Origin of the sequence: Chelativorans sp. M5D2P16 (assembly GCF_034427935.1) — a bacterium.
In the GTDB taxonomy this organism is placed as follows: Bacteria; Pseudomonadota; Alphaproteobacteria; order Rhizobiales; family Rhizobiaceae; genus Chelativorans.
In genome coordinates this window covers 1-19,281 of sequence record NZ_JAXQNM010000031.1, presented here as the reverse complement: position 1 = coordinate 19,281, position 19,281 = coordinate 1, and the positions used below count along the sequence as shown (strand labels likewise).

15 protein-coding genes and 7 pseudogenes are annotated in these 19,281 nt (G+C 60.1%); 6 read left to right on the top strand and 16 right to left on the bottom strand.

Annotation, left to right across the window (positions count from 1 at the left end; all coding sequences use genetic code 11):
- Nucleotides 1-93 precede the first annotated feature (93 nt).
- Nucleotides 94-649 (top strand): annotated as a pseudogene (locus SIN08_RS15865) (transposase); the annotation flags it as partial.
- Here the strand turns inward: SIN08_RS15865 and SIN08_RS15860 are convergent.
- From SIN08_RS15860 to SIN08_RS15845, 4 genes and pseudogenes are all read right to left on the bottom strand, one after another.
- Nucleotides 641-1,149: pseudogene (locus SIN08_RS15860) on the bottom strand (ATPase, T2SS/T4P/T4SS family); the annotation flags it as partial. The pseudogenes SIN08_RS15865 and SIN08_RS15860 overlap by 9 nt on opposite strands.
- A gap of 214 nt (nucleotides 1,150-1,363) precedes the next feature.
- Nucleotides 1,364-2,133 (bottom strand): annotated as a pseudogene (locus SIN08_RS15855) (class I SAM-dependent methyltransferase).
- The gene (locus SIN08_RS15850; RefSeq protein WP_322452579.1) at nucleotides 2,130-2,684 is read right to left on the bottom strand and encodes a dihydrofolate reductase family protein; all 555 of its coding nucleotides are present in this window, start codon (nucleotides 2,682-2,684) and stop codon (nucleotides 2,130-2,132) included. Before SIN08_RS15850 ends, SIN08_RS15855 begins: the two are co-directional and overlap by 4 nt.
- Nucleotides 2,685-2,722: 38 nt before the next feature.
- Nucleotides 2,723-3,319, bottom strand: a complete 597-nt coding sequence (locus tag SIN08_RS15845) for an alpha/beta hydrolase (protein WP_322452578.1) — start codon at nucleotides 3,317-3,319, stop codon at nucleotides 2,723-2,725.
- Between the two features lie 146 nt (nucleotides 3,320-3,465).
- Between SIN08_RS15845 and SIN08_RS15840 the strand changes: the two are divergent.
- A pseudogene (locus SIN08_RS15840) lies at nucleotides 3,466-3,982 on the top strand (Lrp/AsnC family transcriptional regulator).
- A gap of 70 nt (nucleotides 3,983-4,052) precedes the next feature.
- Here the strand turns inward: SIN08_RS15840 and SIN08_RS15835 are convergent.
- The 9 genes and pseudogenes from SIN08_RS15835 to SIN08_RS15795 all read right to left on the bottom strand — a co-directional run bounded on the left by SIN08_RS15835 (nucleotide 4,053) and on the right by SIN08_RS15795 (nucleotide 11,202).
- Entirely contained in the window at nucleotides 4,053-4,478 is a 426-nt protein-coding gene (locus SIN08_RS15835) for a CopG family transcriptional regulator (protein ID WP_322452576.1), read from the bottom strand.
- 3 nt (nucleotides 4,479-4,481) lie between these two features.
- A pseudogene (traG, locus tag SIN08_RS15830) lies at nucleotides 4,482-5,757 on the bottom strand (IncP-type conjugal transfer protein TraG); the annotation flags it as partial.
- 319 nt (nucleotides 5,758-6,076) lie between these two features.
- Nucleotides 6,077-6,523, bottom strand: coding sequence for a ribose 5-phosphate isomerase B (rpiB, locus tag SIN08_RS15825; protein WP_322452574.1), 447 nt, complete (start codon nucleotides 6,521-6,523; stop codon nucleotides 6,077-6,079).
- Nucleotides 6,524-6,547: 24 nt separating this feature from the next.
- Entirely contained in the window at nucleotides 6,548-7,822 is a 1,275-nt protein-coding gene (locus SIN08_RS15820) for a TRAP transporter large permease (protein WP_322452573.1), read from the bottom strand.
- 9 nt (nucleotides 7,823-7,831) lie between these two features.
- A complete protein-coding gene (locus SIN08_RS15815) occupies nucleotides 7,832-8,254 on the bottom strand; it encodes a TRAP transporter small permease (RefSeq protein WP_322452572.1) in 423 nt (140 codons plus the stop codon).
- Between the two features lie 109 nt (nucleotides 8,255-8,363).
- Entirely contained in the window at nucleotides 8,364-9,359 is a 996-nt protein-coding gene (locus tag SIN08_RS15810; protein ID WP_322452571.1) for a TRAP transporter substrate-binding protein, read from the bottom strand.
- 21 nt (nucleotides 9,360-9,380) lie between these two features.
- Nucleotides 9,381-10,130: a FadR/GntR family transcriptional regulator gene (locus SIN08_RS15805; protein WP_416208085.1), complete on the bottom strand. Its 750-nt coding sequence runs from the start codon at nucleotides 10,128-10,130 to the stop codon at nucleotides 9,381-9,383.
- Nucleotides 10,131-10,281: 151 nt separating this feature from the next.
- Nucleotides 10,282-10,495, bottom strand: a pseudogene (locus tag SIN08_RS15800) (integrase); the annotation flags it as partial.
- 254 nt (nucleotides 10,496-10,749) lie between these two features.
- Nucleotides 10,750-11,202: an Lrp/AsnC family transcriptional regulator gene (locus SIN08_RS15795; protein ID WP_322452569.1), complete on the bottom strand. Its 453-nt coding sequence runs from the start codon at nucleotides 11,200-11,202 to the stop codon at nucleotides 10,750-10,752.
- Nucleotides 11,203-11,322: 120 nt separating this feature from the next.
- On the opposite strand from SIN08_RS15795, the pseudogene SIN08_RS15790 reads away from it, so the two are divergent.
- Nucleotides 11,323-12,302 (top strand): annotated as a pseudogene (locus SIN08_RS15790) (nucleoside recognition domain-containing protein).
- A 345-nt stretch (nucleotides 12,303-12,647) separates the two neighbouring features.
- Here the strand turns inward: SIN08_RS15790 and SIN08_RS15785 are convergent.
- Complete coding sequence (locus SIN08_RS15785; RefSeq protein ID WP_322452568.1) at nucleotides 12,648-13,361, bottom strand: DUF899 domain-containing protein; 714 nt, start codon at nucleotides 13,359-13,361, stop codon at nucleotides 12,648-12,650.
- A gap of 729 nt (nucleotides 13,362-14,090) precedes the next feature.
- Between SIN08_RS15785 and SIN08_RS15780 the strand changes: the two genes are divergently transcribed.
- Nucleotides 14,091-14,771 (top strand): hypothetical protein, encoded by a 681-nt coding sequence (locus SIN08_RS15780; protein WP_322452567.1) that lies wholly within the window; start codon nucleotides 14,091-14,093, stop codon nucleotides 14,769-14,771.
- Between the two features lie 93 nt (nucleotides 14,772-14,864).
- Here the strand turns inward: SIN08_RS15780 and SIN08_RS15775 are convergent, their stop codons facing one another.
- Nucleotides 14,865-15,794 carry a LysR substrate-binding domain-containing protein gene (locus SIN08_RS15775; RefSeq protein ID WP_322452566.1) on the bottom strand — a complete coding sequence of 310 codons (930 nt, stop codon included), beginning with the start codon at nucleotides 15,792-15,794 and terminating at the stop codon, nucleotides 14,865-14,867.
- Nucleotides 15,795-16,204: 410 nt separating this feature from the next.
- On the opposite strand from SIN08_RS15775, the gene SIN08_RS15770 reads away from it, so the two are divergent.
- Both SIN08_RS15770 and SIN08_RS15765 read left to right on the top strand, forming a co-directional pair.
- Complete coding sequence (locus SIN08_RS15770) at nucleotides 16,205-16,996, top strand: crotonase/enoyl-CoA hydratase family protein (RefSeq protein WP_322452596.1); 792 nt, start codon at nucleotides 16,205-16,207, stop codon at nucleotides 16,994-16,996.
- Between the two features lie 1,159 nt (nucleotides 16,997-18,155).
- Nucleotides 18,156-18,872 carry a hypothetical protein gene (locus SIN08_RS15765; protein ID WP_322452565.1) on the top strand — a complete coding sequence of 239 codons (717 nt, stop codon included), beginning with the start codon at nucleotides 18,156-18,158 and terminating at the stop codon, nucleotides 18,870-18,872.
- Nucleotides 18,873-18,913: 41 nt separating this feature from the next.
- On the opposite strand, the gene SIN08_RS15760 is transcribed toward SIN08_RS15765, so the two are convergent.
- Nucleotides 18,914-19,281, bottom strand: a 368-nt coding sequence (locus tag SIN08_RS15760) for a 5-formyltetrahydrofolate cyclo-ligase (protein WP_322452564.1), incomplete at its 5' end; no start/stop codon positions are given.

Genomic DNA, 19,281 nt, shown 5'->3' with positions numbered 1-19,281 from the left:
CAGAATTTTGTTTATACGGCAATTCCTCTTGACCTTGCCCCGTTGAAATAATCCATTTTGAAGTAAGCTCTGGCCCATCGAGAGGACCAGAGAATGAAGCGCAACCGTTTCACTGACGAACAGATCATCGGCATTTTGAAGGAGCACGAGGCAGGCACGCCGGTCTCGGCGCTTTGCCGCAAGCACAGTGTCAGTGAAGCCAGCATCTATAAGTGGAAAGCCAGGTTCGGCGGCATGGAGGTGTCCGAAGCCAAGCGGCTGAAGGCGCTGGAGAACGAAAACACGAAGCTGAAGCGGCTTCTGGCGGATGCCATGCTCGATAATGCAGCTTTGAAGGACCTTTTGGGAAAGAAGTGGTGACGCCCGCAGCAAAGCGGAACGCTGTCGCGCATCTGATGAGCCAACATGAGATGAGCGAACGGCGGGCGTGTAAAGCCATCGGATGTTGCCGGATGACGATCCGTTATGAAACCAGGCGCAGCGACGATCATGGTCTTCGCGAGCGCATGAAGGCGCTGGCGCATGAACGCCGCCGCTTCGGCTACCGCCGCTTCATGTGCTGCTCAGACGCGAGAGCCACCTGGTGAACCACAAGAAGCTCTTCCGGCTCTACCGCGCCGCTGCGAGGCGGCGGCGGGCATTACGCAGGGTCTGGTTCATGCGAGTGTTCCTTTGCGGCTTGGGTGGGAAGAGGTGCGTCGGGAGCATCGACGGCGGCCACGATGCGATAGTCGCCGTCGGAGCCGAGGCCTTCGACGCACGCGAGTTCTGAGAGCCGGCGGGCCGAGCCGCGTCCCGACAGCACTGCCACGAGGTCGATGGTCTCGGCGATCAGCGCGCGCGGAATGGTGACGACGGCTTCCTGGATGAGCTGCTCGAGGCGGCGCAGAGCGCCGAGGGCGGTGCCGGCGTGAATGGTGCCGATGCCGCCGGGGTGGCCGGTGCCCCAGGCCTTCAGAAGATCCAGCGCCTCGCTGCCGCGGACCTCACCGATGGAAATGCGGTGGGACGCAGGCGCAATGAAGAGCGGACGAAATCGGAGAGCGTCGCGACGCCGTCTATCGTCCGCATGGCGACGAGGTTCGGTGCAGCGCATTGCAGCTCGCGCGTGTCCTCGATGATGACGACGCGGTCGGAGGTCTTCCGAACTGTGATGCGAAGCCGCCATCTGATCCCCGATCTCACGGGGACGAACCAGACGGTCCCCGTGCGGGGATGATTAAAAGAGGCTGATTTAGAGCTGATTCAACAACTATTCAGCGTTGGCGTAGCGTAGCGTGCAAATACAGGAAAACGGCGGTGGCCGTAACAGCGACGTGGTAGGCATGGAGGGTAGAAACCATGTCTAGGCAGCTCAGCTTTGCTATGCACACAGTTGCGGTTTGTGAGCCGTAGCTATCCAGGCTCGCGAATCGAATAGCACGCCGTCTGGAGTCAGATGCGACTCCAGCAGAGCGCGCACTCGCTGAGAGACACCCTCCTTCTCGGGGCTCTTTGAATCGCCTGGCTCCATGAACAGGCCGGCCACGGCGTCATAGGCAGCATCGATGTTTGCGCCATAGAAAACGGGTTCATGCACTTCGGCGAACTCGACCGAAGCAAATCCGGTCTTGCTCAGGATGTCCGTCGTCATTGCGCGATCAGCGAGCGAGAACGCGGCGGCGCCCGATGGCGCGCTTCCTGGCGTCAGCGCGTCCGGAATGGCGGTGGCCCACTCGTTGCGGTCTGCGGTTGCCACCATAAGCACAAGGCGGGCTCCCGGGCGCATCGCCCGGCCAATATTGGCGAACGCGGCAATGGGGTCGACGAAAAACATCACGCCGAAACGGCTGATGCAGACATCGAAATGCCCGGTAGGGAACATTTTGGTCTGTGCATCACCCAACTCGAACGCGACATTGCGCACCCCTTCTTCTTTACTGCGCAGACGGGCGACCTGCAGCAGTGCATCCGAGACATCGACACCAAGGACGCGTCCTTCCCCGGCGATGCGGGCGGCGTCTCGCGTGGTTTGCCCCGCACCGCAACGATATCGAGCACGCGGTCCCTCGGTCCGATCTGGAGGGCAGTACGGAAATGCTCGTTGTGCCGGCGCAGTTCGGCGTCATAAAAGTCAGCGCGGTTGAAGGTCACGCGGATTTGTTCCGCGGCACGTAGCGCTGGAACGCCATCCCCGTGGGGAACCTCCGCTCTTCGACAAACTCGAGATCGAGTTGCCCCTCGATGTCCTTGAACACCGGATTGCCCGCGCCGACGATCACTGGAATGGTGTAGAGTGCGTATTCGTCTATCAGACTGGCTTTGATGAACTGCGCAGCCAGCGTCGGGCCGGCGACCGAGATGTCCTTGGTCGATTCCGTCTTGAGCTGCCGGATTTCCTCGGCCCGGAAGTCGCGCATGATCCGCGTCTTGTCACTCGATGCCTGTTCCAGACTTGAGGAGATGACCAGCTTGTCGAGCCCCTTCCAGATACGAGCGAAATCGTTGGCGTATTCGGCTCCACTCTGTTGCTGGTAGGTTTCCCAGTAGACCATGGCCTCGTACATGCGCCGCCCATAGATTTCGGTGCCGTATTTGCGCATCTCATTATTGATGAACCCGAGGGACTCTTCGTCGAGGTGGTCCGAAGGATCGGTGACGAAGCCGTCGAGCGACATCATCATTCCGTATGTCAGCTTGCCCACCTTTTTCCTCCTTTGATCAGATTGAGGTTGCGCCGGGGTCAGCGCAATCGAAAGTCGTTTCGGATATCCCGGGCGATTTCACTCAGGTCGTTGTTGAGCTGATGATCCTGATCTGCGAGCACGTGGGCCGTCGCATGCGGAACGGCTTGCGCGTAGAGCTCAATGTGCTTGAGCGGGACCTCCTCGTCCGCAGTGCCGTGGTAGAGGAAGACGGGGACATCGGCGCGAAGCTCTTCCGTTAAATCTGTCACAGGGTCCGTCTCATCGCCTGGCCACCCGTCATCGCCGAGAAATGGTGCGGCGATAAGCAAAACCGCGCCCCACTTTCGCTTCGGCTGGTGTTCGGCGACGGCATGAATGAGGAATGTGGCACCGATCGAATGGCCGACGAGGATTGCATCGTCGGCCAGTTCCTCGAATTCCCTGAACAGCGTCGCCTTCCAGGCGGGGTAAAGCGGCTCCGCTTCGTTCGGCATGCGGGGGTAGCGGACGGCATACTGCTCGCCAAGCTGAGTCTCGAGGCTCAAGACCAGTTTGTCGTCCCAGGCGTCATGCACGCGCTCGCCAGCGCCTTGGATGAACAGGATCTGCCTGGGCATGCTCAACTCCTGATCATTGCCGGAACGGCCATTCAATACTGACCGCTGCGGGGCCAGGGTTCATCCGGCTACATCGATCGATACCGCCAGGACAAACAAGTTGCGCGCGATCCCGCACGCTGACTAAACTGAATTCTGACAAAACATATGATCAGTGAATGCCATTCTGAAAAAGGACGAAAGTGCTCCGCAAAACAGACGTCATTCGGTCGGCGCCTTCTCCTGGGCGCGTACTCGATGCATTCGACCGAAAAATATTAGCCGCCCTGACCGTCGACGCCGGGATCAGTTACGCAGAGCTTGGGCAGAAGGTTGGACTGTCCGCCCCTGCGGTTCACGAGCGAGTCAAGAAGTTGCGTGCGTCGAACGGCGGCGTTGCTCGATGGGCCGGCAATCGGTAAGCCGCTCCTTGCCTTCGTTCATGTCGATACCGCCAGCTGGGGGGCAACGAAGGAGCTCATGTCGATCGCCGACTTGCCGGAGGTGGAGAAAATTCACTCGGTCACAGGCGACACGAGCATGCTGGTCAAGGTCCGCTGCGCCTCAAGCCGCGCACTTGAAGCCCTTCTCGCGCGTCTCTACGCGGCCCCGGGCGTGAAGAGCACGAGAAACTACATCACCCTGTCGACCTATCTTGAGCGTCCAGCGCAGGCCGGCATCACCGAGTTCGACGGAGAGAGTCCGGCGGAGCCTATGTGAGGAAAACTTTGTCCAGATCGACCCGTCATGTGCCGGAAGTCGAGCTACACCCGCGTTACGCCGGTCGACGCTAGTGAACGTCGCCGACATCCTCGGAAATCTCTTGCCTGAGCTTCGGTCCCCTAGCAAGACGGCGACCCAGAGCGGTGATGAACGCCTCGTAACGCTCACCGGCTTTGGCACGCGCGGCTTGCGCGGTCGGCTCCGGAAGGGCGGGTGTGGTCGCCAGCCAGAATCGGACGAAGATGGCCAGCGTCTCGACGGAAATCCCGACATCGCGCTCCAGTCGCGTCATGCGGCGATCGAGTTGGTCGAGGCGCTTGACGATTGCCGCCTCTCGCCTTTCGGCGTCGTCTGGCGACAGGAAGGAGGCTATGGCCGCCTCCGCGATCATGGACTGTGATTGCTCGCGACGTGCGGCGTAGTCCACCAGCATCGTCATGATGTCCGGATCGAGATAGACGGAGACCTGCGCCTTCTTCTTGCGGCTGGACATAGCCTAGAGCTCCATGCCGTCGTTGGGGTTCAGTGAGACCTGCCGCGCCACACGCTGCATCGTGCGGTTCACCCCGCTCGTGCGCGCAGTCTCCTCTTGTTCGTCATCGGCGGAATCGATCTCAAACTCGTTTTTGAGCGGGGCCTTCTTCTCGATGGGTTTCGTGTGGCTGAGTTCGGGCTGGCGGCGGCGTTCGGAATCGGTCGTGTCCTCCTCTTCCAGTTCGCTGGTGACGGTGTCCACGACAACTTTAGGGCTCTCTGGCAACGACAGTGTGGTCCAGTCGTCGCTCTGGTCCTCTACGGGCGCGGTCTTCGTCGGTGGCGGCTGGATGCGTTCCTCGAAGCGACTGTCCTCCAAGTAGCGAACCTTCTTCGCCCGGATCGGCGGCGTGCCGGCGACCATGACGATCTCGTCTGCGGGTGGGAGTTGCATGATCTCACCGGGGGTGAGCAGCGGTCGTGCCGTCTCTGATCGAGAGACCATGAGGTGACCGAGCCAGGGCGAGAGCCTGTGTCCGGCATAGTTCTTCATCGCCCGCATTTCGGTCGCGGTGCCGAGCGCGTCGGACACGCGTTTGGCAGTGCGTTCGTCGTTGGTGGCGAAACTCACGCTGACGTGGCAATTGTCGAGAATCGAATTGTTCGGCCCATAGGCCTTTTCGATCTGATTGAGAGACTGGGCAATCAGAAGCTCTTGAGACCGTAGCCGGCCATGAAGGCGAGCGCGCTCTCGAAGAAGTCGAGGCGGCCGAGCGCCGGAAATTCGTCCAGCATGAGCAACAATCTGTGCCGCTCGCTACTGGCGTGTAGATCCTCGGTCAGGCGCCGGCCGACCTGGTTGAGGATCAGGCGGATCAGTGGCTTGGTCCGATTGATGTCGGATGGCGGGACAACGAGATAGAGCGTCGTGGGGTGTTTTGCTCCGACCATGTCCATGATGCGCCAGTCGCATCGCCGGGTGACTCGCGCCACCACGGGATCGCGATAGAGGCCGAGAAATGACATGGCTGTGGAGAGCACGCCACTTCGTTCGTTGTCCGACTTGTTCAGCAGTTCCCGCGCAGCGCTCGCTACCACCGGATGGGGTCCACCTTCGCCAAGATGGGGGTCTTCATCATGGCAGCGAGCGTTGACTCGATCGGACGTTTGGGATCGGAAAGAAAGGCGGCAACGCCTGCGAGTGTCTTGTCCTGCTCCGCGTAGAGGACGTGGAGGATCGCGCCGACCAGCAATGCGTGGCTCGTCTTCTCCCAGTGATTGCGCCGCTCGAGCGCGCCAGTCTGCGGGCGTACCGCGGAGGTGCCCCTATTGCCAGGGTTGGCGCATAAGCATGACCGACAGGGCTCGCCGCTTTGTCGTTATACTCGGCGCTTACACTACTCAAGGTACCGGCTGATCTCTATGCCTTCAACAATCTTCTGTTCAAGGCCGTAGCGCTTGCAAGTCGCCGCAGCCGCCGAATGGGTCAGAAGGACGGTCGATAGCGCATCTCGCCATTCTTGCGAAAAGTATGCATATCAAAGCTCGGGAACAAACAAGTCAGACGAAACGGGCGGCGAATTCAAAGTGAATGCCGGGACGAGACACTCCCCTCCGTTACCGCGCGTCGTCCATTTCGGCGAGCTTTTCGACCCGGCGCCGGAATTCCTCGTCGGTCGAGAATTCGGCAGCGAGATACGCCGCGATCAAATCCTTTGCTAGCCACGGCCCGACAATCTGTGCGCCTATGCACATGACGTTGACGTTATCGTGTTCGACGCACTGATGTGCTGAATGCACATCGTGGCACACGGCCGCCCGGATATCCTTGACTTTGTTCGCCGCGATTGCAGCGCCAACACCTGTTCCACAGACAAGGAGCCCGCGTTCGGCGGAGCCGGATGCGATGCGACCGGTCACCGCGCGTGCAATGTCGGGAAAATCGACCGGCTTATCGTCGAACGAGCCGACATCCTCCACTTCATGGCCAAGCGAACGCACGAAGTCCACGACGGTTTCCTTCAGGGGAAAACCAGCGTGGTCGGAACCGATTACGATACGCATCTCACGATCCTTTTAGTTGCGATGTCAGCGGAGTAGACCGGGCAGCAGAAGCACTAACTCGTCCGCAAAAGTGATGACTGCGAGCGTTATAAGCAACGGCAGATAAAACGGCAAAAGCGCGTGCAGCAACTGCCGAAGCGAAATGCCGGCGATGCTCGTCAGCAGGAAGAGGGCCAGTCCCATCGGCGGTGTCAGCAGCCCGAACATTAGGTTGAAAATCACCAGAATGCCCAGATGCACCGGATCGATCCCCGCCAGCACCATGGGCGGCGCGATGATCGGCACCACGAGCAGCGTGGCCGTGGTCGAATCAAGGAACATGCCTGCGATGAAGAAAATGAGATTGGCGATCAGCAACAGGACAATCGGATTGGTGCTGAACTGAAGGATCCAGCGCGCGAAGTCCTGCGGCACCTGCTCGACGGCAAGGATCCAGCCGAACAGCGCCGCGACCGCGACGATGATCAGAATGGCGCCGGTGCTGCGAACCGTCGCCAGCAGCGCGCTCCACAGGTGCGGCAATGTCAGGTCACGGTAGAAAAGCGAGCTGATGAGAATAACGTAGGCAGCCGTTACCGCCGCCGCTTCCGTCGGCGTGAACAGTCCCGCCAGCATGCCGGAAATCATCAGTATCGGTGCGACGAGCGCTGGCACCGCCGGCAGCAGATCGCGCCCGACTTCCGACGGCCGTGGCCACCTTTCGGCTCTCGGCAGATTGCGGCGATAGGAAAGCACGGCCACTGTGATCATCAGCAGCCCGACACAGATGATCGCCGGCAGGATACCTGCAACGAGCAGCTGCACGATCGAGACGCTGGTGATCGAGCCATAGACGATGAGCGGGATGCTTGGAGGGAAAATCGGGCCGACAACGGCGGAGGCTCCGGTCACAGCGGCCGAAAATGGCGCCGTGAACCCGCGTTTGCGCATTGCCTGGATCTCGATTTTACCGAGCCCGCCCACATCGGCGAGTGCGGCGCCCGACATCCCGGAGAAGATGAGGCTGGAAAACACGTTCACCTGCGCCAAACCACCCGGTATGCGCCCCACGAGCGTATCGGCGAAGCGGAAAATGCGATCGGTGATCCCGGCCGAATTCATGAGATTGCCGACAAAGATGAAAATCGGCACCGCGACCAACGGAAAAGAATCGAGTGCGTATGTGACGCGCTGCGCGAGCAGTCCGAACGGCAGGCCTTCAATCAGAACATAAATGATCGAGGGTATGAGAATCGCGTAAACGACCGGAATGCCGATGAGGAAGAGAACGAGAAATGCTGCGATGATCGCCAGGCCCATGACGTCGCCTCACAGAACCTTGGTTTCTTCACGCGGCGGACGCCGAAGATCCAGGAGGTGCAGGAGGGCCGCAACGGCGAATCCGAAAAAGGTCGAGCCGAGAAAAACCCAGAACGGAATCCCGAGCGTCGGGGTCGCATTACTCAGATTCTTGAAAATGGTTCCCCATGTCACATATGCGACGAAACCCGCCGCCAGCGCTCCCGCTACCGCCGTGAGAACGGCCAGTAACCGACGCGCGAAGTGCGGCAGAAGTTCGCGAAGTTCCGCCATCACGATGTTCTCGTGATCCATCACGACGAGCGGAAAAGCCGTGAAGACGAGCACAATGAGAAGAAAGCGCGTGAATTCTTCCGCGCCGACGATCGGAGCTCCAAACAGGTCACGCAACACGACCTGTACGAATGGCACCGCCGTAAGGGCGACGAGCACGAGTACGCAGAAACCGCTCAGGATTGTTCGCACAAGCGACATGGCTGAAACCGTCGGGGGAGAGGTTTAGCGGAAGCGGCAGAACCGCCGCTTCCGCGGATGAGATTGGCTACTGAAGCTGTCCAATCTGCTCGATGTAGGGTTCGTAGCTCGGGAAATCCGTGCGGATTTGCTCCAGCACCCGCTCGCTGAAGGCATTCAGGTCGAGGCCGTCCTCTTCCGTGATTACGGTCATGCCGTGGCCTTCCAGCGTTTCCACCAGCTCGGCCTCGGATTCGGTGGCCCATTGAAGCGACTCGTGTGCCTTCTTGTCCAGCACCTCGGTGATCGCGTCACGATGTTCCTGGGAGAGTCCCTGCCACGCCTCCTCATTGACGAACACGGCGAGGATCGACTGCATGTGGCCGGTCATGGCGACATGCGACTGCACTTCGTAGAGCTTGTTGGCGTTGATCATGGTGAGCGGATTCTCCTGGCCGACGACCAGACCCGTCATAAGGGCCGTGGGCAGTTCGGAGACCTCGACCGGCGTCGGCGTGGCGCCAAAGCCCTTGACCATCGACACCCAGAGGTCGAGCGGCACGGCACGGAACGGCTTGCCGGTGAGGTCCTCGGGCGATTTCACCTCGAAATTCGAGGAAATATGGCGCGCGCCGCGATATATGCGGCCGATAACACGCACGCCGCCTTCTTCGATCAGTTTTTCGTTAATCTCCTGCAGGGCGGGCGAACTGGCCGGGTCGGTGGCCTCCAATGCGTGCGCCCCGTCGCGGTATATAAAAGGCGCGTTGAACACGGCGACGTCCGGCACGATACGGGCGAGCGAAGCGAAGTCATGATGTCCCATGCCGATCGACCCCATGCGCACGCCGTCCACCATCTCGGCCACGCCGCCAAGCTGGCTCGCGGGGAAGACCTGGATCGTTACTTCACCATTGGTGGCTTCCGCGATCGCTTCGGCGGCTTCCGCCGCATACCGGGTCTGAATGTCGCCCTCGGCTCCGACGTGCGCATAGCGGAGTTCCTGTGCGTTGCCGACCGTCGCGGCGAGGCCGAGCGCAAGCGCGGCACCTGCCAGGGCGCGTGAAATGCTGAACGTCTTCATAGTGTCTCCTTCCCTTTTAGCTCAGTCTTTTCTCTGAGGTCCCGCCGCCTTCGAGTAGGCGACGATGTAGCTCTTGCGGCGGAACTCGTCGCCGATGGCGAAATGGTCACGCAGCTTCTGCTCTGACTGGTCTGGATCGCGTGACAGGATGGACAAAAAAACCTCACGGTGCGCGTCGACGAGGTAATCCCTGATGCCCGGAACCGAGACGGTGAGCTGCCGCCGCTCCTTGTGGCTGCGTTTCATGAGTTCGGAGATCGCTTCATAGAGCGTCAGGAGCACCGGGCTGTGACCGGCTTCGACCAGCGCCAGATGAAAAGCGAAATCAGCCTCGCCGCCGGCTTCAGGATCGTCAAGCGTGTCCATCAACTTGGACAGGCAGTTACTGATGCGTGTGAGGTCGCTGTCTCCTGCCCGCTCGCAGGCGAGCCGAATGGCTTGGCACTCAATAGCGATGCGTGCCTGCATGACATCATCGAGAACGTCGGGCTGTTGAGTGAGGCTGAAAGTGAAGAAATCCCGCAGCACCGCCACGTCGGCCGCCTTCACATAAGCCCCCTTGCCGTGACGGATTTCGAGAAAGCCGAGCATTGCCAGGGAGCGCAGGGCCTCCCGCAGCACCGGTCGCGACACGCCGAGCGAAAGGGATAGCTCGCGTTCTCCCGTGAGGCGGTCACCGGTCTTGAGATCACCGGAAAGAAGTTGCTCGCGAAAAAACCCAAACACCTTCTCGGCACCCACCAATTCGTCTCCGCGTTCTATGGAGAGCATGCGCTTCAACTCCTCCCGACTGGTCTTACCAGTTATTACCTCCGCTTTTTCGTGTCAATGGTCAGAGATACCGCTTCGCGTTGGCGCACACTTTCGAAGGCTGCTCCAGTAGCGGCCTCAGATCGGAACTGAGGCCGCCATTGTCGTCAGATTCTGTTCCCTCTGCGAGGGTCAGCGCATCTTCTATGTCCACTTCGAGATACCTGACACTGTTCTGGATTTTGGGTATGGCCAAGCAGGATTTGCACTGCTCGAAGGTTGCCGGTCGTCTTGTAGATGATCGAGGCCTTGGTGCGCTGAAGCGAATGCGTGCCGTAATCCTCGGGCCGAAGATCAATCGCTACAACCCATTCATCGATTAGCTTTGTCGCTGGTAATGTCCGTTTTCAGGCAGCGGATCAGCCAAACTTTACGACCGACTTTGAAGGCGCAAAGGAGCCTCTCGCGTGGCTTGCCGGCAAACTCGCTGGAAAATCATTTCCTGCGGCCGTTGCGGGGCCGGGTTGCAGTCTGGCAGCTTCCTAGTTCTCAACGGCGATTGCAGACGTTCAACATGCTGGGATTGAGGTCGCGAACGAGCCCATAGCCGTAATACGCTATTGCATCGACCCAGCGCCTTTTATAGTGGGATTGCAGTTTCATCTTTGGCGGTACGGATCACCATCATCGTCCAGTAGCGTGCAACATTTGTCCGGTCCTGGAACAGCCGATGGCAAAGTGCATCATACTCTTCCATATCGCGCAGGCGCAGCATCAAGACGGCATCAACGTCCCCTGTGACGGCATGAGCTTGGGCGACTGCATCCTCCCTGACCGCTAAATCGAGAAACTGCCGCGTATTCGGTTCACCGTGAAGCCTCAGTTCCACTGTCACCACGGCTCTCAACGTGCGCCCGGCCTTGGCAGGGTTCAAAATTGCGGCAATCCGGTCGATGACACCCGCCTGACGCAGCCGTCGAATCCGCCGCAAGCAGCTCGAAGGGGACAGGCTGACCTCATCGGCCATGTTGGCGTTCGTTCGTGAGGCATCATGCTGCAGCAGGTTCAGCAATTTCCTGTCAATCCGATCCATCCACATCTCCAAAATCGCAAAATCCAGTATGCAATAAAAATGCACAGAGGCGCAATTTTAGACCGCAAATGCGAATGGGATCAGGCTAGGTAATGACGGCAACAATTTGGGAAGACCGAGATGTCAGCGCTCAGATTCGCCGTCCACAAAACCCGCGAAACACTGCAAATTTACTGGGAACTCGTGCGCATCATGGTTCCGGTCACAATCGTGACCGAGGTGATGTCGCGAACCGGGTTGATTAACCTCGCCGCTCCTGCGCTGGCACCAGTCATGGGACTTTTTGGGCTGCCGCCGGAATTGGGCCTTGCCTGGCTGACGGGAATGCTTGTGGGGATATGGGGCGCGATTGCGATGATCTTCACGCTTGTGCCCACAACTCGATGACCGTTGCCGACATTACAGTATTTTCGGCGCTCGTGGTGATCGCGCACGGCCTGCCGATCGAACAGAAGATCATCCTGAAGGCCGGGCCGGGATTTGCGATCACCACGATGATCCGGATTGCCGGTGCAATCGTCTACGCAATGATTCTCCACCATCTGTTGGCCACTACCGGTTGGCTGGCGGAAACGCTGGATCCAACCTGGATACCGGTGGCTGCCTCCACTGATTGGATCGGTTTCTTTGGCGGGCTCATGGAGGCGCTTATCTACATGCTCGCCATTCTCCTGGCTCTTGCCTGGGGGCTGGAGGTGTTGAAGCAGACAGGCATCATGGCGCTGTTGATGAAGATCCTCGCCCCGGCACTGCGCCTCGCCGGAATAAAGGGCGAAACGGGGCAGTTTACCGCCGTCGGTTTGTTTCTCGGCATATCCTTTGGTGGCGGATTGCTGATCCGCGAAGCGCGATCAGGCAACCTGTCACCCCGCCAAGTCTTCATTTCATGCGTCTTCATGGGATTTGCACATAGCATTATTGAAGACACTTTGATCGTGATGGCTTTGGGCGCGGACGTTCTCGGCGTGCTCGTCGGGCGGCTTGTATTCGCGGTCGCAGTAACTGCTCTGACGGCGCACCTCCTGCGGTCAATCCCGGATAAGGCCTTCTTTGCACTGGCGTTTCGGCGCGCGAATTGCCAATCAGCGGCAAGCTTGTAGATTGGAATTTCGGATAATTTGAACGGTTGTATTTGTGCTCTTTAAGGCCGCTGGCCCTCGTGTCGGCAACTGTTCCGATGCCAGCTTCTTCCGCTACTAAGCCGTTCGGCCGATCCACGCCGAACGGCGATGTTCCACGTGCGCCGTGCGAAGGCGGCGCTTCCCAGTGGGTGCAAGTCCCAGCCGGCAAACGTTCCAGCCGGAAGCAACCGGACGGGCATAGAGGTGACAAAATGCCCGAAGCCCCCGGATAACGGATACAGTGTGGTGGCCGCGCGAGCATGCAGGCTATAACGAGAGTGAACGCTGAGTATTCTCGAACTGCGCCTTTTGAATCCTGGCCGCTTAGCGCTTGTCGTACTCGTCGTGGCGGCGCCACCAGTTTTCTTCGAGCCCGTCCTCGTTCCTGCCCCACGGGGCAAGGTCGAGGAACCGGTAAGTCCCCATGAAGGTCTCGGTGCCACGGGCGTAGGTGGAGTAAGCGTGGTGGACAGCACCGTCCTGGAGAGCAAAGACGCTCATGCCCTCCTTCTGCGGCTCGGCTTTGTCGACATGCTGGTAGTTGTATTCAGCGCCATTTCTCTGCTGCTCCTCGGTGAAGGCGGCGCCAAAGTCGTACTTGAAGTCGCTCCCGAGCGAGGAAACCCACGGGAATCGCCAGCCCATTTGCCGCTTGTAGTCCTGGAGCTCCTGCAACGGGGCAATCGACTCGCAAATGAGGGTGATGTCGCGGCCGTTCAAATGGGGGATGACACTGTCGAAATGATCGGCGATCAGGGAGCATCCGGTGCATCCCCGGCGCTCGTCGGTGAGCCGGAATCCGTAGCCGAACATGAAGTGATAGACGAGGAGTTGCGAGCGCCCTTGGAAGAGATCTGCCAGCGAGGCGCTTCCACCTTCGGTCTCGAAGCGGTACTCCTTGTCGATCCGCACCCACGGCAGGTCCTGCCGCTGCCGTGCCACCTCGTCACCGCGGCGCATATGCTGTTTCTCAGCCTCAAGCAGTTGGAGCCGGGCTGCAAGCCACTCTTCACGTGTTCCGGTCTTATGTGTCTTCATCGCTTCTGTCTCCTTCCTTCGGATCTTCATTTCGCCGTTCGAAGCACTTGGTGCGTTGCTGGATAAACTTAGTGCAGCATGGCAAATCCATGGGAGTGACAAGTGTGACGTGATTGTCCGCAAATCAGGCGTTCCGCGTGCCAGCCCTGGGTGACCGTTCGTCTGCAACTGCGACCTCCAACGTCTTCGCCGGCCATGTCTGCTTCCAGGGAACGGCAAAGCTGGATCTCTACGGCCGAGATTGGGACGCATTGCTGCTCGGCAGCATAGGGTCCCGGCAGGTTTGAGGCTTGGAGTCTTTGGAGCAGACCTTCAGGCATGCGCTTCCAGCGGTGAGTTCGGGTCCCGTCGCATTGAGGCAGACAGGCTCAAGCCTGATGGAGACCTCAAGATGCCGCGAGGCCCGCTTGTGGTGAGGTGTCCCTGTCCCTTGATGGATCCCAGGCTTCGACGATCTCTCCGTCGCGAACGCGCATGATGTTAACTCCTCGGCTGTGAGGCTTGCAGGATCGCTCTCCCGGCCTCAAACCGGAGCCGCACAGCACGGAAGGAAGACCCGCCTTGGAGAGCAATCCGGAGTAACGCTTCGAACAGGATCGCCGGACAGCTCGCCTGACGAGTCGCATTGATATCAAATTTGAAGAGGCCCGGGATATCCTTTCGGTTTCGCCTCAAATTCTTCTTCATCAGGGCGTTAAGTGCTGATTGTGAAGCTTTGGAGACGTTTCTGTGACGGACGTGGCCCCGACAACACGACAATGGCTGCCGCCACTTCTAAAGCCATTTTCCTGGACAGTTCGGAGCCAGGCGTGGGCAGCCCTTTTTGTGATCCTTTCGCTAAATGCCCTCCTCCTCGGAGGAATTCTGGTTCTGGAGTTCCGGTACGATATAGACCACTGGAACCTGGTCCGGGATACCAATGCGGTCGCTGGTCAGCCCGCATATTACGGCTCCTATTCGAATCTGGGTATCCTGATTTGGGCGGTGGCCTCGGCGATAGCGCTGTTTTCCTGGCGGCTCCTGACCCATAGGGGCATCAGAGACACGCGTTGGCGCGTGCTCCTCCTCGGCGGTTTGTTCACAGCGATCGCATGCATTGACGACCTCTTCATGCTGCATGAGCATGCTCATCTTGTCGGCGTACAGGAGCCGATCGTGCTGGCTGGGTATGCCCTCTTCCTGATCGCGTTTGTGATCAGCACGTTGCCCATTCTGCACACAACGCAGTGGCTCCTGCTCGGCGTTGCCTTGGCCTGCTTGGCTCTCTCGACAGTGTCCGATCTGTTGGAATTCCGGGGCAGTGTTTTGCTCGAGGAGGCCTTCAAGTTGAGCGGCATCACCACGCTTGCGGCGTATCTGGTGACGCTGTCGTTCTCCGCGATTGCTGAAGCAGGCGGAAGCTCTGCTTGATCGCTGCGGCCCAGTCGGCCCCATTGTTTTCGACCGCACCGGTTTCTATGCCTGTGATCGTCTCGAACCTTCGTCCTGATCGTCCAGTCCCCGTCAGGCGGACTTCGACTTAGGCGCGGTCTCATGCTGCCACGGGCATCCGTCTGCGGCCGCCTCGGCGACCACCCACGACAAGAACGCCTTCACGTCCCGGCGCGGCTCCCTGCCGCTCGGAACGGTGGCCCAATAGCCGGTTTCGATCGGCAGCGGTGCGAAACCGAGCGTCTCGACCCGCCCGGCGTCGATGTCGCTCCGGCAGAGCGGCTCGCGGGCGAGCGCGATGCCGAGCCCGGCAGCGGCAGCATCCATGGCGAGGGAGATCATGTCTACGTGGAACTGGCCGCGCGATTCGATCGCAAGGCTCTGGCGAGCAAGCCACTCCTCCCAGTCCCGGCTGGCGGTGCGGAGGTGGATGATATTGGCCTCCGTCCACTTCACCTCGCCATCGCGCATGATCTCCCGGCGGTAGGCAGGACTCGCGACGGGCACCAGATATTCGCGGAAAAGCAGCGTCGAGTCCGTGCCCGCCCAGCGGCCTTCGCCCATACGGATGGCAAGATCGACGTCCTCGAGCGGGAAGACAACCTGCCGGTGACTGGTGTCGATCAGTAGCTTGACCTCTGGATGCCTCGCCTGGAACCGGGAAAGGCGTGGGACCAGCCATTGCGATGCGAGAGTCGGTGGTGCACTGATCGAGACGCGGCGGTCGTCCTCCAACGGCGAGACGCGCCTTGCCCCCACCGCGATGAGCGACAGGCCTTCGGAGACATAGGGTAGGAAGTCCTCCGCAGTCTCGGTTAGTATCAGCCGACGGCCCTCACGCCGGAAGAGCGGCGCTCCGACCCAGTTCTGCAGCGTCTCAATTCCGTGACTGATCGCGCTCGGGGTAAGGTTCAGTTCCGCGGCAGCCTCTCGGTAGCTGCCGAGACGAGCGGCAGCTTCAAAGATGCGCAGCGAAGCAAGCGGCGGGAGATTGAGCGGCACGGTTCTTCCTCTGTCGAACGTACAACGGACGAGCGCAATTGCGGCAAACAGCATTGGTCACGAGGCCCTGGCGGTCCGTATCGCCACAACGGATCTTGTCCGCGGACCGTAGGGGAAATCCTCTAGCTCTAGCGTCTGCTGCCGACCCGATGATCGGGCTTCTGGCTCTTCTATCCTGCCCGCTTTCCCCGTTACCGGGTCTGCCTTCAATATCGTAAGCGGAGCATCTGCCTGACACGAGCTTCCGTCCATGAATTTTGCTCTCATCATGCGAATTTTCTTCATCCATTCTCGCCGTGCGTCTCCGCCGTCGTCGATCGGCAAGTTCTCCTCATCAATCGGCAGTCTATCTCGCTTGAACCGCGTCTCGATCGAGGAAACGCTCTTTTCGTTCCAAGAAGGAGAATGGAATCGAGATGACGGTTCTTTGCGAAATCGACAGCGGGATCGCTACCCTCACGCTAAACAGGCCCGAGCGCCTGAATGCGATCAACTACGAGATGGCAGATCGCCTCATGAACCTGCTCGACGAACTGGAGACCGACACGGCAGTGCAGGCGCTCATCTTAACCGGGGCTGGCGGGCGCGCTTTTTCGGCGGGCGGCGACATCCACGAGTTCTCCGAGAGCGTGAGATCCGGCGTGAACGACGCCGTACGTGACTTCGTGCGCCGCGGCCAAGCCATGACCAGTCGGCTGGAATCCTTCACCAAACCGATCATCGCGGCGGTCAATGGACTGGCCTATGGTGGCGGCTGCGAAATCACCGAGGCGGTGCATCTCGCGGTGGCGAGCGAAAACGCCGCATTTGCCAAGCCCGAGATCCGGTTGGGCATGCCGCCCACCTTCGGCGGTACGCAACGTCTGCCGCGCCTCGCCGGGCGCAAGCGTGCACTGGAGCTGCTGCTAATGGGCGAGCCGTTCGATGCGCAGCGAGCATTTGAGATTGGGCTTGTAAACGCGGTTGTTCCAGCCGAGTCGCTGCCTGGCATGGCGCGGGATTTGGCTCGCCGCATCATGCAGCATTCGCCGCTGGCGGTGGCGAGCATTCTCACTGCTGTTACACGCGGATTGAACATGAGCATCAGCGAGGGGCTCATGATGGAAAGTGAGCAGTTCGCGCGCATGGTCCCCAGTCATGACCTGCGCGAGGGGCTGGATGCCTGGATCGAACGACGCCGCGCCAATTATCGAGGTGCCTGAACGACGCGCTTCGAGACTTCAATGCTCCGGCCTGCTCGACGGGCCGGACCTTCTCAGGATCCGCAGGCGAACCGAGCTAGCAAAACAGATTTCGAGTGGGATCGTCCAGGTGAGTTCCCGCAATGGAACGTATCCGCCTGATCGTGTTGTGATCCAGGCAGAGTTCCTTCAACTCGTGATCCGAACGTGTGGCCAGAAACCGGGCCTCGGCTTCCCGTCTCCGCCAGGCAAGGAACATCTTCCACAGCTTGAGCAGCAAGCGGCCGGGCATTCCGTCACCTCATGGGTTTCAGAACCCTTGAGTGCCTGTACAGATCGTCAGCGGCAATCAGGAAGATTTCATCTTTGGAGAATCGAGATCACCTTTCGGTTTTCCTGGAAGCATCGGCGCGGCCACCAAATGGCGCAAAACGCTCAGCCAGCTACCGCCGCAACCGCGCTCTGTTCTCTTCTTTGCTAGAGAACACACGTGCAAATATCCGTGCCAGGACTTTTCGCACGACCTCGGCGCGGTAGCGGCGGACGACCATGTAAATCTGGACGAAGTCGGCGTCGGAACGTGCCATCTCTGTCACAGCGCTGATGAACTGAGCCTCATCACTGCTCGCAACCGCCTCCCCAGCCCCATGGCAGATGTCCCTCTCAGGTTGGCAAGTGGCTCTGGCGGGTCCGAGCGCCGCGGCTGTGGGATTCTGGTTGAGCCTATCCATGGTAGAACCTCCTCAACAGCGCTAGAAGCGATACCGGTCTACGCCGGGCGCTTCCGTGCCAATGTCCTGCCATCCCGCCGCGACATCGATGCGGGTTGGCGCCGCTTCAGGGATCGTTCGCGCCAGATCGCGATTAGCGCCAGCGCCTCTCGGATGACCCCGGCCGCAGTCCGGTAGCGCCTTTCCTCGCGCTGCGGATGAGCCCCTGCATTTGGTGATCCGCGGTGAGGCGGTCGGGAGGGCACGCTCCCAAACTTCCTCAATTCCTGCTGGCCTACCGGTGTGCCGATAGTGTCGGGGTGCCACAACCAAAAACATTTCACGTTACTGGAGAGGATTTCACTACGCCCGGCACTTCGTGGCCTCTCGCCCAGGCCATGGCTTGATCGCGCGAACCTGTCCTCGACTGTCTGGGCGTTGGAAGCATCCAGGTCCGCTCGCCACCCACCATGGACATTGACAACCCGCCCCGATCGCTGGGCGGATGCCATTCCTCACTAAAGCCCCAAATTTTGCTCACGCTGCTTACCGGACCGAGCCAGGTTGAAGCCGCGCTCATGCAAGGAGGCAAGGTGATGGCGGGAGACTTGGAGAACGGCGGCGGACGACGACGGAGCGGTTGGAGGTTGGCGGGCTGGGGCGCGGCTGCGCTCGTATTGCTGGTGCCCCTGGTAGCGAAGCAGTTCACCGACGAGGTGAAATGGGATGCTGGCGACTTCGCCTTCGCCGCTGCCCTGATCGTCAGCACCGGTGTCATTCTTGAGCTGGCAGCGAAGCTGACGAGCAACAAGGATTATCAAGCCGCCGTCGGCATTGCACTTGCCGCAGCGTTCCTCCTCATCTGGATCAATGCTGCCGTTGGCATCATTGGGTCCGAGGGCAACCCCGCCAACCTGTTGTATGGTGGAGTGCTGGCGGTCGTAATCACCGGCGCCGTTGTCGCGCGTTTCAAGCCGGACGGCATGGCCACTGCGTTGTTGGTGACCGCGCTCGCTCAGGCGGTGGTAGGTGTCATCGCACTGGCTGCCGGATTTCGGGCCACGGCACCGAGCTTTCCAGAAGCCATCGTGTTCCTGACCGTGTTCTTCGCGGCGCTGTGGCTCTTATCGGCATATCTGTTCCGGAAGGCGGCGCGGGAGCAAACCTCCGCGCGCGTAGCGCGGTAGGTTGACCGCGATTTCCGCACTCCACCGCCAATTAGCAGCGTTCAGGGAACTCCGTGAGTATCGGCCGCCGGTGTGGTGATGCCTTCTTCGGTGATCACGAGGTCCAACGCAATGTCGTGCGGCTGAGGGTAGATCGTCTGGATAGCCGCTTGGCTGTAGCCGACGCCGAGGACACGCGGACGCCTGGACAGTGCCGCAAGCGTGCGATCGAAGAAACCACCGCCATAGCCGAGGCGATAGCAGGAAGGGTCGAAACCGACCACCGGCGCGATGAGGATGTCGGGGATGATTTCTTCAGCGCTTTCGGGGGGCACGGGAATGTTCCAAACGCCTTTTTCGAGCGGCCCGCCAGGCGCCCATGCGCGGAAGATCAGTGGAGCGCCGCGCCGGACCACAACCGGGAGGGCGG

Bases quoted from the DNA above. Each gene is read 5' to 3' on its own strand.
- SIN08_RS15785 (WP_322452568.1), bottom strand. From the start codon at position 13,361: ATGAAGACACATAAGACCGGAACACGTGAAGAGTGGCTTGCAGCCCGG.
- SIN08_RS15795 (WP_322452569.1), bottom strand. From the start codon at position 11,202: ATGGATCGGATTGACAGGAAATTGCTGAACCTGCTGCAGCATGATGCC.
- SIN08_RS15820 (WP_322452573.1), bottom strand. From the start codon at position 7,822: ATGGGCCTGGCGATCATCGCAGCATTTCTCGTTCTCTTCCTCATCGGC.
- rpiB (WP_322452574.1), bottom strand. From the start codon at position 6,523: ATGCGTATCGTAATCGGTTCCGACCACGCTGGTTTTCCCCTGAAGGAA.
- SIN08_RS15805 (WP_416208085.1), bottom strand. From the start codon at position 10,130: ATGCTCTCCATAGAACGCGGAGACGAATTGGTGGGTGCCGAGAAGGTG.
- SIN08_RS15810 (WP_322452571.1), bottom strand. From the start codon at position 9,359: ATGAAGACGTTCAGCATTTCACGCGCCCTGGCAGGTGCCGCGCTTGCG.
- SIN08_RS15765 (WP_322452565.1), top strand. From the start codon at position 18,156: ATGGACATTGACAACCCGCCCCGATCGCTGGGCGGATGCCATTCCTCA.
- SIN08_RS15835 (WP_322452576.1), bottom strand. From the start codon at position 4,478: ATGTCCAGCCGCAAGAAGAAGGCGCAGGTCTCCGTCTATCTCGATCCG.